The following is a 13,174-nucleotide window of genomic DNA, read 5'->3' as shown; positions in this document are numbered from 1 at the left end:
CCAGGCGGTCTGTGGTCTCCACGAGGCGTACTCCGGTGTGTCAGGGACAGGGGGCAGCGGACTAGCCCTGTATCCCCGAACAAAGTCATGCACATGTCTCTTTTCCACCTAATTAACCGATTAGAGGGAAAATGCGCCCTGCCAAGGTGACAAATCCGCTCCGGTGCGCATGACGAGGCTGCCTCGGTGCGGACAGAGGCGCGGACCAGTGCTGGTGCCTGTGTCTGTGCCAGTGGCAGTGGCGGTGCCTGTTACGACAGCGGCGTGCGGCAGTGGCGGCCGACCACGTGCAGGTCGGCCTCGATGGCCGCGGCCGTGGCGCGCAGTTCGGGCAGCACCTCGGCGAGGCACTGCGGCACGGTGCGCCGCGTCGTGTGCATGGCCACGTTCACGGCGGCGACCGCCCGCCCCCCGGCGTCCCGCACCGGCACGGCGATCGAGCGCAGCCCCTCCTCCAGCTCCTCGTCGACGATCGCGTACCCCTGGTCCGCCACCCACTCCAGGACCGAGGCCAGCGCGTCCGGGGAGGTGACCGTGTGCGGGGTGAGCGGCGACAGCTCCATACGGCCGAGCCGGGCCGCGCGCTCCCCGGCATCCAGACCGGCCAGCAGCACCCGGCCCATCGAGGCGGCGTACGCGGGGAGGCGGGTGCCCAGGGTGATGTTGACGCTCATGATCCGGGTGGTGGCGACCCGGGCCGTGTACTGGATGGCGTCGCCGTCGAGCACCGCGAGCGACGCCGAGTCGTGGACGGTGCGTACGAGGGCGGCCAGGTGCGGCGCCGCGATGTCGGACAGCGTCGTACGGGACAGGGGCGGGCAGCCGAGTGCCAGGACGCGCGGGGTGAGGCGGAAGGCGCGGCCCTCGGTGGCGACCAGGCCCAGATGGTCCAGCGTGATCAGGGCACGCCGGGCGGTGGCGCGGGCGAGGCCGGTGGCCTCGGCGACGGCGCTGAGCGTGAGCTCGGCCCGGCCGGTGCCGAACGCGGTCAGTACGGTCAGGCCGCGGGCCAGCGATTCGACGAACTCCGAGCCGAGCTCCTGCTTCGAGGCGGAGGTCCAGGCGGCGAGCGCCTGGGGCGTGGCGGGAGCCGGGGTGCGGTCGCGGGCCAGCTCGGCCTCCATCGCGGTGGCGGCCGCGCGGAGCCGGGGCAGTACGGCCTTCCGCAGCGACTCCGCGCTGTGGCGGCTGGTGTGGCTGACCACGCTGAGGGCGCAGACGGGGGTGCCCGCGGGGTCGCGGAGCGGCGCGGCCACGGCGATGAGGCCCGGCTCGATGAGCTGGTCGTCGACGGCCCAGCTCGCGGTGCGGGCCGCTTCGATGCGCTCCTCGAAATCGTCGGCCGTCGCCTCCGCTGCGGCTTCGGTGGGCGGGGCCGCGGGGAAGGCGAGGTCCGCCGGGTCGGCCGCGCGCCGGTGGTGCCAGGCCTGCCACTGCTCGGGCGTCCAGTGTGCGGCGAACAGGGGGCCCGGCGCGGTGCGTTCGGCGGGGAGGAGGTCGCCGATGCGGAAGGTGAGGGACATCGCCCGGCGTCGGGTGCTCTGGTGGACGAAGCGGATGCCGTCGCCGTCGGGGACCGCGAGCGACACCGACTCGTCGAGTTCCTCGGCCAGCCGGACCGCGTACGGGCCGAGCAGGGCGGGCAGCCGCAGGGCGCCGAGGTAGGCGTTGGCGAGTTCCATCAGGCGCGGGGCGAGCGTGGCGGTGGAGCCGTCGAGGCGCAGATATCCCATGCGGGCCAGCGTCGCGGCGACCCGGTCGACCGTGGAGCGGGCGAGCCCGGTCGCCCGGACCAGCTCGCCGAGGCTGAGCCGCCCGTCCGCGTCACTGAGCGCGCGCAGCACGGAGACCCCGCGCATCAGCGGGCCGACGGCTTCGGCGGGGGCGGTGCTCATGTGGCCTCCAGAGACGGCGGGTTGAGGCACGGGGTGTTGACGCGTGCGTCGGCGAAACGCACACTCGGGGCGAGCGCAACTCTGAACTCTAGTTCATCTGGCGAACACATGGCGAGAGCCCCGACGGGCGGTCGTCGAGCGAGAACGGGCGTGGGCGTTCCATGGACAAAGTCGTATCGGCCCCCGCCGACGCGGTGGCCGACATCCCCGACGCGGCCTCCCTCTCGGTCGGCGGCTTCGGCCTCAGCGGGGTGCCGAACGTGCTGATAGCAGCCCTGCACACGCAGGGCGCCACCGCGCTGAGCGTGGTCTCCAACAACTGCGGGGTGGACGGCGGCGGCCTCGGCGTGCTGCTCGCGGCCGGCCGCATCGCCCGCGTGACCGGCTCGTACATCGGCACCAACAAGGAGTTCGCCCGCCAGTACCTGGGCGGCGAGCTGGAGGTGGAGCTGGTCCCGCAGGGCACCCTCGCCGAGCGGCTGCGGGCGGGCGGCTGCGGCATCCCCGCGTTCTACACCCCGGCTGGCGTCGGCACCCAGGTCGCCGAGGGCGGACTGCCCCTGCGGTACGGCGCCGACGGCCGGGTGGCCGTGGCCTCCCCGCCCAAGGAGGTCCGCGAGTTCGGCGGGAGCGCGCATGTCCTGGAGCACGGCATCACCACGGACTTCGCCCTCGTACGGGCCTGGAAGGGCGACCGGCACGGAAACCTGGTCTTCCGCCGCGCGGCCCGCAACTTCAACCCCCTCGCGGCGATGGCCGGCCGGGTCACGGTGGCCGAGGTCGAACACCTCGTGGAACCGGGCGACCTCGACCCGGACGGGGTCCATGTGCCCGGGGTGTTCGTGCAGCGGGTCCTGCCGCTGACACCGACTCAGGCCGCATGCAAGGGAATGGAGAAACGGACGGTGCGTGTGGAGGAACGCGGATGAGCGGGTGGACGCGGGAGGGAATGGCGGCGCGGGCGGCCGCCGAACTCGAGGACGGGAGCTGTGTGAACCTCGGCATCGGGCTGCCGACCCTGGTCCCGGGCCATCTACCCCCGGGCGTGGATGTGGTGCTCCACTCGGAGAACGGCATTCTCGGCGTCGGACCGTACCCCTTGGAGGCGGACGTGGACCCGGACCTCGTCAACGCGGGCAAGGAGACGGTGACCGTGCTGCCGGGCGCCGCGTTCTTCGACTCGGCGCTGTCGTTCGGGATGATCCGCGGCGGTCACGTCGACACCGCGATCCTCGGCGCGATGCAGGTGTCGGCGGGTGGGGATCTCGCCAACTGGGCTGTTCCGGGGCGGCTGGTGAAGGGGATGGGCGGCGCGATGGACCTCGTGCACGGGGTGCGCCGCGTGATCGTCCTGACCGAGCACACCGCGAAGGACGGCACGCCCAAACTCGTGGAGCGCTGCACCCTGCCGCTGACCGGCCGGGCCTGTGTGCACCGGATCGTCACCGATCTGGCCGTGCTCGACGTGCACCCGGACGACGGTTTCGTTCTGGTCGAGACGGCGCCGGGGGTCGGGGTGGAGGAGGTGCGCGCGAGAACGGGGGCGTTCGTTCATGTCCGTACCGCAGGCGGCGATACCGCAGGCGGCGATACCGCAGGCGCCGATACCGCAGGCAGCGAAACCGTGGGCAGCGATACCGCGGGCGGCGATTCGGGCTCGGGAGAGGTGGCAGGGCGATGACGCTCACTCAGGGGCAGACCGGCACGGCCGACGAGGCACCCGTGCGCGCCACGGTGGGTCCGTACCGCAGCGGGGCGTTGCGCGAGCCGTTGCGGGCGCCGGTCCCGATGGGCAGGGACCCGGAGGCGGTGGAGTTGTACGGCCCGGTGTTCGGCGTCACCGAGGTGACCCCGCTCGACGCGGACCTGACCCGCCAGCACGTGGGAGATCCGCACGGGGAGCGAATCACCGTGTCGGGGAAGGTGCTCGACCGCTCCGGCCGCCCCGTGTCGGGCCAGCTCGTGGAGATCTGGCAGGCGAACGCGTCCGGGCGTTACGCCCACCGGCGCGATCAGCACGCGGCTCCGCTCGACCCGCACTTCACCGGGGCGGGCCGGTGTCTGACGGATGCCGAGGGGAGGTACGCGTTCACGACGATCAGGCCGGGGGCGTACCCCTGGGGCAACCACGAGAACGCGTGGCGCCCGGCACACATCCACTTCTCGCTCTTCGGCCGGGCCTTCACACAGCGCCTGGTGACCCAGATGTACTTCCCGGGCGACCCGCTCCTGGCGTACGACCCGATCCTGCACACGGTCACCGACCAGGCGGCGCGGGACCGCCTGGTGGCGGCGTACGACCCCGAACTCTCGGTGCGCAACTGGTCGTTGGGCTACCGCTGGGACATCGTGCTCGACGGCCCGGCCGCGACGCTGCCCGACCCGGAGGTGACCGCGTGATGCCGGAGCCGGTTGCCTGTGACCCGACCCCGTCGCAGACGGTCGGCCCCTTCTACGGTTACGCCCTCCCTTTCCCGGGCGGCGGGGAGATCGCGCCGACCGGCCATCCGGAGTCGATCACTGTTCACGGGTACGTGTACGACGGGCACGGGGAGCCGGTGCCGGACGCGCTCCTGGAGTTCTGGCAGGCCGCGCCCGACGGCTCCCTCGCGGGCGGGACCGGCTCGTGGCGCCGGGATGCGGCGAGCGGGGGCTTCCTCGGCCGGGACGGCATCGGCTTCACGGGCTTCGGCAGGGTGGCGACGGGCGCGGACGGCCACTGGTCGGTACGCACCCTGCCCCCGCCGCCGGCCGCGCCCTACCTGGCGGTGTGCCTGTTCGCACGGGGCCTGTCGCGCCACCTCTTCACGCGGGCGTACGTGGAGGGGCTGGGCGGGGAAGGGGAGTTGACGGGGATGGCGGGAGAGCGGGGGGAGACGATGCTGGCCCGACGGGAATCCCGGGAGGGACTCGGGGAGGGGCTGTTCCGCTTCGACGTCCATCTGCAGGGGGAGAAGGAGACGGTCTTCCTTGACTTCGGGTGATGCTCATGCGCGTGAGGGGGATGCCGGTCTGCTCACGCCGGTGAGTGCGGGGAGCCCGGCGGAGGCGGCGACCGGTGACGGTGCGGTGCTGCGGGCGATGCTCGACGCGGAGGCGGCGCTGGCCAGGGCCCAGGCGGGGGTCGGCGGTGTGCCCGGGCGGGCGGCGGAGGCCGTGACGAAGGCGGCGGGGTCCGGCCGGTTCGACGCGCGGGAACTGGCTCTGCGGGCCGGGGCGGGTGGCAATCCCGTGATCCCGCTCGTGGCCGACCTGAGGGCGGTGGTGGCTGAACTCTCCCCCGGCGACGAGGAGTTCGTACACCGGGGTGCCACCAGCCAGGACATCCTGGATACGGCACTGATGCTGGTCGCCGCCCGCACGCTCGACCTGATCGGGGCGGACCTGGCGGCGACGGCCGCGTCCCTGGCCACCCTCGCGGACCGGCACCGGGCCACGGTGATGGCGGCCCGCACCCTGACACAGCATGCCGTCCCGACGACGTTCGGCCTGAAGGCGGCGGGCTGGCGCTCCCTGGTCCTCGACGCGCACGACCGTGTCGTACGGGTCCGGGCCACCCTCCCCGTCCAGCTGGGCGGCGCGGCGGGAACGCTGGGGGCGTTCGAGGCGTACGGAAGGGAAGGAGAGGGGTTGGTCGGGGCCTTCGCCGCTGAACTCCGCCTCTGTGCACCGGAGTTGCCGTGGCACGTCCTGCGTACGCCGGTGGCGGACCTGGCGGGGGTGCTGGCGTTCTGCGCGGGGGCGCTGGGGAAGGTGGCGGCGGACGTGCTGGTGCTGTCCCGTACGGAGGTGGGGGAGGTGGCCGAGGGCACGGGCGGGGTCTCCTCCTCGATGCCGCACAAGAGGAACCCGGTGCGTTCGGTGCTGCTCGCCTCGGCGGCCCGGCAGGTCCCGGCGCTGGTGTCGACCCTGTACGCCTCGATGGCGGCGGAGGACGAACGCCCCCCGGGGGCATGGCACGCGGAGTGGTCCCCCCTGCGGGAGGCGCTGCGGTTGTGCGGGGGCGCGGCGCGGGGGGCGGCGGTGCTGTGCGGGGAGCTGTCGGTGTTCCCGGCGCGAATGCGGGGCAACTTGGCGTTGGGCGAGGCGGTGGGGGGCGTGGGTGCGGCGGAGCGGATGGTGGCTCGGGCGCTGGGGAGGGGGGCGCTGAGGGAGGCGGGGTTCGCCGGGGCTCCGCCCCGGGCCCCGGGGGCGCCTGCCCACCAGCCCGCCCGTGACGGCGTTCGGGAAGGCCGAGCCCTTGGGGCTGCGCCTCAGGCCCTGGGGGCGCTTGCTCGCGTGCCCGCCGGTGACGGCGGTCGGGAAGGCCGAGCCCTTGGGGCTGCGCCTCAGGCCCTGGGGGCGCTTGCTCACGTGCCCGCCTGCGACGGCGTTCGGGAAGGCCGAGCCCATGGGGCTGCACCCCAACCCCCGGGAAGCCCGTGAGCGGAGCCGGAAGGTCGAACCCTGGTTCTGTGCCCCGCCCCCATCCGGAACCCGTCCCAGCCCGGCCCCACCCCACCAGGGCCGAATCCCGCCCACCCTCACCCCCCGGGAGGCCCCATGCTGACCCACCACCTGACCCCCGCCCCAACCCCCACCGCCCGCACCCTCGTACTGGCCCCCTCCCTGGGCACCACCGTGGCCCTCTGGAATCCCCAACTGGCCGCACTCGCCGCACACTTCAACATCCTCCGCTGGGACCTGCCGGGCCACGGAAACTCCCCCGCCTGGCTCCCGCCCCCACCCCGCCCCACCCTCGAAACCCTCGCCACCCACCTTCTCGACCTCCTCGAAGAGCTCCGCATCGACACCTTCGGCTACGCCGGAATCTCCCTCGGCGGAGCCGTGGGTACCTGGCTGGCCGCCCACCACCCCGACCGGGTCGAATCCCTCGCACTCCTCTGCACCTCCGCCCACTTCGGCCCGCCCGAACCCTGGCTGGAGAGGGCGGGCACCGTACGTACCAAGGGAATCGGCGAGGTCGCCGACAGCGCGCCGAACCGCTGGTTCACCCCCGCGTTCGACGCCCCCGAGCACCTCCTCGCCGACCACCACCGCGTGGACCCGGAGTCGTACGCCGCCTGCTGCGAGATCCTCGCCGGGCTCGACCTGCGCCCGGAACTCGCCCGCGTCACCGCCCCCACCCTGGTGATCGCCGGCCGGGACGACGTGGCGACCCCGCCGTCCCACGCCCGCGAACTCGCCGACGGCATCCGGGACGCCCAGCTCCTGGAACTCCCCCGGGCCGGCCACCTGGCCAACGTGGAGCAGCCGGATGACGTGACCGAGGCCCTGCTCAGCCACCTGACGAGCACCAGAACCCGTCCGCCCCTTCGCCGGACGGGCGAGGCCGCCCGCCGAGCCGTCCTCGGCGACACCCACGTGGACCGAGCGGCAGCCCGCACCACCCCCTTCACCGCCCGCTTCCAGGACTTCATCACCCGCTACGCCTGGGGCGAGATCTGGGGAGACGGCACCCTGGACCGCCGCACCCGCAGCGTCATCACGCTCACCGCACTCGTCGCGGGCGGCCACAAGGACGAGCTGGCGCTGCACGTACAGGGCGCCCTGCGCAACGGCCTGACCCCCGACGAGATCGGCGAAGTACTGCTCCAGTGCGCCGTGTACTGCTCCGTCCCCGCCGCCAACTCCGCGTTCGCCGTCGCGGAACGGGCGGTCATCGAGTACGCGGCCGACGCCGACCAGAAGGACAATTGACATGCCCACCAGCGCCCCCGCCCCCACCCACACCTCCGTCGGCATCATCGGCGCGGGCCCCGCCGGACTCCTCCTGGCCCGCCTCCTGCACAACGCCGGAATCGACTGCGTGGTCCTGGAAAACCGCGACCGCGCGTACGTCGAGCAACGTCAGCGCGCCGGCATCCTCGAACAGAGCACTGTCGACGTCCTGCGATCCGCCGGGGCGGGCGAGCGCATGGACCGCGAGGGGCTGCCGCACGACGGCATCGAGCTCCGGTACGACCGCCGCTCCCACCGCATCGACTTCCCCTCCCTCACCGGCGGCCGCCGAGTGATGGTCTACGCCCAGACCGAGATGGTGAAGGACCTGGTGGCCCAGCAACTGGCGGACGGCGCCCCGCTGTTCTTCGAGTCGGAGGTGACAAGAATCGAAGGCGTCGAAGGCGTCGAAGATGCCGACGGCACCAAAGGCATCCACGGCACGAAAGCCCCCACCCCCACCATCCACTACCACCACCAGGACCGAGGCCCCACCACCCTCACCTGCGACTACATAGCGGGCTGCGACGGCTTCCACGGCGTCGCCCGGAACGCCGTCCCCGCCGGGCTCCGCAGAACGTACGAGCGCACGTACCCCTACTCCTGGCTCGGCATCCTGGCCCAAGCGCCGCCCGCGTACGACGAGTTGATCTACGCGCACTCCTCGCGAGGCTTCGCCCTCGCCAGCATGCGCTCGCCCGCCGTCAGCCGGCTCTACCTCCAGGTCCCCAACGGCACCGACCCCGCGGACTGGCCCGACGCCCGCGTCTGGGACGAGCTCGACGCCCGCCTGGCGACCGACGCGGACCCGGGCTGGAAACTGGAGCGCGGTCCCATCGCCGCCACATCGGTGCTGCCCATGCGGAGCCGGGTCGTGGAGCCGATGCGGTACGGGCGGCTCCTGCTGGCCGGGGATGCCGCGCACATCGTGCCGCCGACCGGCGCCAAGGGCCTGAACCTCGCCGTGGCCGACGTCGTCGTGCTGGCCCGCGCGCTGGTCCAGCGGCACGTCACCGGCTCGACGGAACTCCTCGACGCGTACTCCGACACCTGCCTGCGCCGGGTCTGGCGGGCCGAGCACTTCTCGTACGCCATGACCGAGCTGCTCCACGCGGACCCGGCGCACTCCGCGTTCGAGACCCGGCTCCAGCTGTCCCAGCTGGACCGCATCGCCCACTCCCGGCACGCGGCCGCCGAACTCGCCGAGAACTACACGGGCCTGCCGATCGCCCTGCCCTCGCCGTAAGCGAGCTGATCCACTTCCTCGGCCGCGCCCCCGCAGGCACGCAGCCGCACCTGAGTGATCCCGCTGATGTAACGCGCCCCGCACCGGTCGGACGGGACCACCAACTGGGCGCCCACGCCGTCGAGTTGGACCCCGTCCAGGGCGGTGGCGAGCAGCACGGGCGAGTCGCCGAAGTCCTCGTCGATCTCGGCCCAGGACAGCACCGTGGCGTGCCCGTCCTCGCCGGTGATCTCCAGGAGGAAGCGGGAGCGGTCCTTGCGGCGGGCCGCGTCGAACCCGGGCCCCGCCGCGGTGATCACCTCGCGCAGCAGCGGGCCGGTGAAGGTGTGGGCGCGCGGGCCGCTGGTCGCGCAGTCGAAGGTGACCGCCGCCGTCCGCTGCGGCCACCGTGCGCGCAGCTCGGCCACGCTCAGCTCGACCGGACGGTCGACCGCACCCACCACCGCCATGTGCCGCTCGGCCACGCGTTTATGAGTCATGTACGAGATTATGGCTCGCATCTGCCGTTTTGCATCGGGGCGTGCGACGGTGAATGCGAAGGTGGAGCGGACCCGGCCGGTGCGGTCAGAACCGGCCCTCCAGCTCCAGCTCCCGCGCCCGCAGCCCCGCCTGGAACCGGGAAGTGGCCCCCAGCGCCGCCATCAGCTCGGCGACCCGCCTCCGATACGTACGCAGCGACATCCCGAGCTGCCGCGCAGCCGACTCGTCGGTGTGCCCGGCGCCCAGCATCCGCAGGATCCGCCGCGCCTGAGCGTCCAGCTCCGCGGGCCGCCGGCGCAGATGGTCGTCGAGGTCCGGGGAGGACTCCCAGGCGGCATGGATCAGCGACCTGAGCCCCGCGACGACGTCGGGCGTACGGATCACGGTGTACGTACGCGTCCCGCGGCCGGGGGCACTCGCGAGGATCGCGATGCGCCGGTCCAGGACGATGGTCTCCTGGGCGAGCGGCGCCGGGCAGATCCGGATGTGCGCCCCGCCGGCGGCCATCCTGGCCAGCCGCCGCTCGGCCCGGGCGTCGGGCAGGGCCTGCGGGGTGTAGAGCTTGCGCAGCGCGACGCCGCCGGGCTCGGTGGCGGGACGCAGCCCCGCGGCGAAGGCGGTGCGTACCCCGTTCGACCAGGTCCCCGGGTCGGCGGCGGCCACCAGGAACTCGTGCCGCGCCCCCGCGAACAGATGCCCGGCCCGGTCGATGAGCGCCCGCTCGCCGTGGAGCGTCACGATCTGTTGCTCGTCCATGATCCGGCCAGTGTGGGCCGCCCGCCGGACCGGGTCAACGCGCGACGGCTGCCGGAGCGGGCGGCCTCCCTCCGCGGCGCAGGGAACTTCCGACCCCGCTCCCGCCTGTTCCGTGAGCGGCCGTGACCTGCCACGCTGGTGCGATGACAGAAGTGTTCTTGCGGCGGCTGTCCCGATGGCAGGCCGAGCAGCAACGGGAATCCGTCGCGGACCTGTACGTAGCGGCGTACGAAGGTGCCGAGGACGCGGAGTCGCTGGGGCGGCAGGGGTTTCTGCGCCGCTTCGCGGAGGACGTGCAGCGCCCGGGCTTCGACATGATCATCGCGGGGGACCCGTTCCTGGTCGGCTGCGCGTACGGCTACCCGCCGGGGCGCGAGGGCGAGTGGTGGCACGGCTTCCGGGGCGCGGAGACCGACGGCGACGAGGAACTGGCCACCGCGGACCGGGTGTTCGCGCTGGCGGAACTCATGGTGCTTCCCTCCCGCCGCCGCCGGGGCATCGCGACCCGCCTCCAGCAAAGACTCCTGGAACGCCAGGAGGCCGACGTCCTGACGACCTTGATCGCCCCCACGAACATCCCGGCAGCAGCGGCATACGCGGCCTGGGGCTGGACGAGAACCCCCCGCCCGGCCACGACCACCACCACGCTGGACGCCTGGAGCCGCCGCCCGACGTGAGCGGTGCCCCGCCCGAGCCCCGGCTCAGACCTGCCCGAGGTCGATCTCCACCGGGAAGGGCGCCGACACCTTCACGATCCCCGTGAACATGTCCCCCTCCCGGTAGGTCTTCGTCGCGGGGTCGAGGACATACGTGTAGACGAGCGGGACGCCCGTCGCGGCCTGTTCGATCCGCCAGTAGAAGGCGATGCCGGACCGCGCGTACTGGTCCACCTTCACGATCCGGTCGGTGGTCTCCGAGCCGGGGGAGACGACCTCCACGACCAGCAGCACGTGCTCCGGGCGGGTGGGCGTGAGGTCGATCGTGTCCGCGCGGTAGACGACGACATCCGGCCGGCGGTTGGTGAGCGGGACGTCCTGGAGCCGTACGTCGAAATCGGTGTCGGCGTTCCAGTCCGGACCGGCGGCGGCCTCCAGGGCATTCGCCAGGATCCGGGCCAGCCGGTTGTGCCGCTTGGACGCGCTGGGACTCACGACGACCATCCCGTCCACGATCTCGATTCCCGCACACTGCTCCTCGGACCAGGAGTCGTACTGCTCGGCTGTGATCTGCTCGTGCATCCACGCAGGGGCCACCATCGCGGCAGTCATCACGCACCTCCCGGACACCATGCGGGCGGGCCGGATCCCGCTGGCTTCAGCGTACTGGCCCAGCCCGGCCGGCACCGGAGCGCGGCCCGATCCGGGGCTCATCCCCCCACCTCCCGAAACGCCTCCCCCAGCGCCAGCAGGCTCTGTACGAGGCCCGAGCACGGGACCGTCGCGTAGCTCAGGACCAGGGCCGGGGGGCGGGTCGTGTCCGAGAGGGTGTAGAAGGCGCCTCCCCGGGTGAGGACCGAGCGTTGGCGGGCGGCGCGGAGCAGGGGGGCTTCGGCTATGTGGGGCGGGAGTTGGACGTAGGCCTGGAGGCCGCTGTCGCCTCCGGTCAGGCGTGCGCCCGGCAGGCAGGATTCCACCTGGCGGCGGATCGTCTGGCGGCGGCGGTGCAGTTCCGTACGGAGCTGGCGCTGGTGGCGGTCCAGCGCGCCCGTGTCGATGAAGCGGGCGAAGGCCAGCTGCTCCAGGCCCGAGCAGCCGATGTCCCAGCCCGCGCGGACGTACTCCACCGACGCCATCAGCTCCGACGGCGCCGCCAGCCAGCCGAGCCGCAGCGCCGGGGCCAGCGTCTTGCTCGCGCTGCCGGCGTAGACGACCCGGTCCGGGGCCAGGCTCTGCAGGGCCGGGAGGCGGTCGCTGCGGTGCAGGAACGCGTTGTCGAAGTCGTCCTCGATGACATAGCCGCCGACCTCCCGCGCCCAGGCGATCAGCCGCTCCCGCCGCGGCACGCTGAGCCGCACACCCGTCGGGAACTGGTTCGCCGGGGTCAGCAGGCAGGCCCGTACGCCGCTCTGCTCCAGGAGGTCGACCCGCAGCCCGTCCTCGTCCACCGGAATGCCCACCACCTGCAGTCCCGAGCTCGTGACGAACTCCCGCTCGCCCGGATGCCCCGGGTCCTCCACCGCCAGCCGGGTGTGGCCCCGGTCGAGCAGCACCCGGCAGATCAGGGCCAGGCCCTGGGCGAAGCCTGCGGTGACCATGAGGTCCTCGGGACGGGTGTGCACACCCCGCACCCGGCCCAGATAGCCGGTCAGAACCCGCCGGGTCTGCGGCACCCCGGCCGGCGGGGAGTAGCCGAGCTCCTGATGACCCGCGTCGGCGACCACCGCCGTCATGCAGCGGATCCACTCCTGGCGCGGGAAGTCCACCACGTTGGACGTGCCCGTACGCAGGTCCCACATCGCCTCGGGCGCCGCCTCCGGGTCGGGCGGGACGAGGGTGGAGCGGGTGTCCGGCGCCCCGGCCCGTTCCGAGACGGTGGTGCCCGAACCGTGCCTGGTCTGCAAATACCCCTCTGCCGAGAGCTGTTCATATGCCTCCACCACGACGCTGCGGGAAACCCCGGTATCCAGGGCCAGTTGACGGCTGGACGGGATCCGTGTGCCCGGCCATAAAGTTCCGTCCTCAATTAGTTTGCGCAGCGAATTGCGTATCTGAACGGCCAGCGGGAGGCGGGATTCACGGTCCAGAGTGAGGGCGAGCTGCAGAGACAAAGTGGTCTCCTCTCCGGAGGCCGAAGTGGTATGGCTGGGTCGGTCCCACGTTTGATGGAGTCATTGGGCACACACATTCGTCGCCGGGGGAAATCGGCGAGTGGGGGTGGCACGGGGGAGTCCCGCGGGCCGGTCGGGCCGTTCGGGACATGCGTGACGTGCGATGCCTGGTCTTCGGCGCGCTGTCGACGTGTTTGCTCATTCCTCGAAGCCCCTGCGGTCCAGTCGGATCAGGAAGGCTTTCGACGTGTCCTTGTTGTCAGACGTATCAGGGCTATCAGAAGTGTCACACGTGTCAGACCTGCCAAA

General features: G+C 72.7%; 13 protein-coding genes. 8 read left to right on the top strand and 5 right to left on the bottom strand.

Features of this window, described 5'->3' with window-relative positions:
* Positions 1-251: 251 nt before the first annotated feature.
* Positions 252-1,895 (bottom strand): IclR family transcriptional regulator domain-containing protein, encoded by a 1,644-nt coding sequence (locus tag ABD346_RS22535; protein ID WP_344377107.1) that lies wholly within the window; start codon positions 1,893-1,895, stop codon positions 252-254.
* Positions 1,896-2,056: 161 nt separating this feature from the next.
* On the opposite strand from ABD346_RS22535, the gene ABD346_RS22530 reads away from it, so the two are divergent.
* The 7 genes from ABD346_RS22530 (at position 2,057) to ABD346_RS22500 (ending at position 8,862) form a co-directional block, all read left to right on the top strand.
* Positions 2,057-2,824, top strand: a complete 768-nt coding sequence (locus tag ABD346_RS22530) for a CoA transferase subunit A (RefSeq protein ID WP_344377105.1) — start codon at positions 2,057-2,059, stop codon at positions 2,822-2,824.
* Positions 2,821-3,576 (top strand): 3-oxoacid CoA-transferase subunit B, encoded by a 756-nt coding sequence (locus ABD346_RS22525; RefSeq protein WP_344377104.1) that lies wholly within the window; start codon positions 2,821-2,823, stop codon positions 3,574-3,576. The genes ABD346_RS22530 and ABD346_RS22525 overlap by 4 nt, the downstream gene beginning before the upstream one ends.
* Entirely contained in the window at positions 3,573-4,295 is a 723-nt protein-coding gene (pcaH, locus tag ABD346_RS22520; protein ID WP_344377102.1) for a protocatechuate 3,4-dioxygenase subunit beta, read from the top strand. Before ABD346_RS22525 ends, pcaH begins: the two co-directional genes overlap by 4 nt.
* A complete protein-coding gene (locus tag ABD346_RS22515) occupies positions 4,295-4,879 on the top strand; it encodes a dioxygenase family protein (RefSeq protein WP_344377101.1) in 585 nt (194 codons plus the stop codon). Before pcaH ends, ABD346_RS22515 begins: the two co-directional genes overlap by 1 nt.
* Positions 4,880-4,919: 40 nt before the next feature.
* Positions 4,920-6,320, top strand: coding sequence for a 3-carboxy-cis,cis-muconate cycloisomerase (gene pcaB / locus ABD346_RS22510; protein ID WP_344377100.1), 1,401 nt, complete (start codon positions 4,920-4,922; stop codon positions 6,318-6,320).
* Positions 6,321-6,437: 117 nt separating this feature from the next.
* Complete coding sequence (gene pcaDC / locus ABD346_RS22505; protein WP_344377099.1) at positions 6,438-7,595, top strand: bifunctional 3-oxoadipate enol-lactonase/4-carboxymuconolactone decarboxylase PcaDC; 1,158 nt, start codon at positions 6,438-6,440, stop codon at positions 7,593-7,595.
* Between the two features lies 1 nt (position 7,596).
* A complete protein-coding gene (locus tag ABD346_RS22500; protein ID WP_344377097.1) occupies positions 7,597-8,862 on the top strand; it encodes a 4-hydroxybenzoate 3-monooxygenase in 1,266 nt (421 codons plus the stop codon).
* Here the strand turns inward: ABD346_RS22500 and ABD346_RS22495 are convergent.
* Together ABD346_RS22495 and ABD346_RS22490 are read right to left on the bottom strand one after the other, a co-directional pair.
* Positions 8,826-9,341 (bottom strand): molybdopterin-dependent oxidoreductase, encoded by a 516-nt coding sequence (locus tag ABD346_RS22495; RefSeq protein WP_344377096.1) that lies wholly within the window; start codon positions 9,339-9,341, stop codon positions 8,826-8,828. The genes ABD346_RS22500 and ABD346_RS22495 overlap by 37 nt on opposite strands.
* A gap of 85 nt (positions 9,342-9,426) precedes the next feature.
* Positions 9,427-10,098 (bottom strand): helix-turn-helix transcriptional regulator, encoded by a 672-nt coding sequence (locus ABD346_RS22490; protein ID WP_344377095.1) that lies wholly within the window; start codon positions 10,096-10,098, stop codon positions 9,427-9,429.
* 143 nt (positions 10,099-10,241) lie between these two features.
* Between ABD346_RS22490 and ABD346_RS22485 the strand changes: the two genes are divergently transcribed.
* A complete protein-coding gene (locus tag ABD346_RS22485) occupies positions 10,242-10,775 on the top strand; it encodes a GNAT family N-acetyltransferase (RefSeq protein ID WP_344377094.1) in 534 nt (177 codons plus the stop codon).
* 24 nt (positions 10,776-10,799) lie between these two features.
* Here ABD346_RS22485 and ABD346_RS22480 read toward each other — a convergent pair whose 3' ends face one another.
* Both ABD346_RS22480 and pdxR read right to left on the bottom strand, forming a co-directional pair.
* Positions 10,800-11,366: a Uma2 family endonuclease gene (locus ABD346_RS22480; RefSeq protein WP_344377093.1), complete on the bottom strand. Its 567-nt coding sequence runs from the start codon at positions 11,364-11,366 to the stop codon at positions 10,800-10,802.
* Between the two features lie 98 nt (positions 11,367-11,464).
* Positions 11,465-12,865, bottom strand: a complete 1,401-nt coding sequence (gene pdxR, locus ABD346_RS22475; RefSeq protein WP_344377092.1) for a MocR-like pyridoxine biosynthesis transcription factor PdxR — start codon at positions 12,863-12,865, stop codon at positions 11,465-11,467.
* Positions 12,866-13,174 lie beyond the last annotated feature (309 nt).

Origin of the sequence: Streptomyces mauvecolor (assembly GCF_039532965.1) — a bacterium.
GTDB classification, from domain to species: Bacteria; Actinomycetota; Actinomycetes; order Streptomycetales; family Streptomycetaceae; genus Streptomyces; species Streptomyces violascens.
The sequence above is the reverse complement of the archived record's forward strand: the minus strand, read 5'-3'. Positions and strand labels throughout refer to the sequence as shown.

Excerpts from the sequence above, each read along its gene's own strand:
- ABD346_RS22535 (WP_344377107.1), bottom strand. The coding sequence starts at position 1,895 with ATGAGCACCGCCCCCGCCGAAGCCGTCGGCCCGCTGATGCGCGGGGTC.
- ABD346_RS22530 (WP_344377105.1), top strand. The coding sequence starts at position 2,057 with ATGGACAAAGTCGTATCGGCCCCCGCCGACGCGGTGGCCGACATCCCC.
- ABD346_RS22525 (WP_344377104.1), top strand. The coding sequence starts at position 2,821 with ATGAGCGGGTGGACGCGGGAGGGAATGGCGGCGCGGGCGGCCGCCGAA.
- pcaH (WP_344377102.1), top strand. The coding sequence starts at position 3,573 with ATGACGCTCACTCAGGGGCAGACCGGCACGGCCGACGAGGCACCCGTG.
- ABD346_RS22515 (WP_344377101.1), top strand. The coding sequence starts at position 4,295 with ATGCCGGAGCCGGTTGCCTGTGACCCGACCCCGTCGCAGACGGTCGGC.
- pcaDC (WP_344377099.1), top strand. The coding sequence starts at position 6,438 with ATGCTGACCCACCACCTGACCCCCGCCCCAACCCCCACCGCCCGCACC.
- ABD346_RS22500 (WP_344377097.1), top strand. The coding sequence starts at position 7,597 with ATGCCCACCAGCGCCCCCGCCCCCACCCACACCTCCGTCGGCATCATC.
- ABD346_RS22495 (WP_344377096.1), bottom strand. The coding sequence starts at position 9,341 with ATGACTCATAAACGCGTGGCCGAGCGGCACATGGCGGTGGTGGGTGCG.
- ABD346_RS22490 (WP_344377095.1), bottom strand. The coding sequence starts at position 10,098 with ATGGACGAGCAACAGATCGTGACGCTCCACGGCGAGCGGGCGCTCATC.
- ABD346_RS22485 (WP_344377094.1), top strand. The coding sequence starts at position 10,242 with ATGACAGAAGTGTTCTTGCGGCGGCTGTCCCGATGGCAGGCCGAGCAG.
- ABD346_RS22480 (WP_344377093.1), bottom strand. The coding sequence starts at position 11,366 with ATGACTGCCGCGATGGTGGCCCCTGCGTGGATGCACGAGCAGATCACA.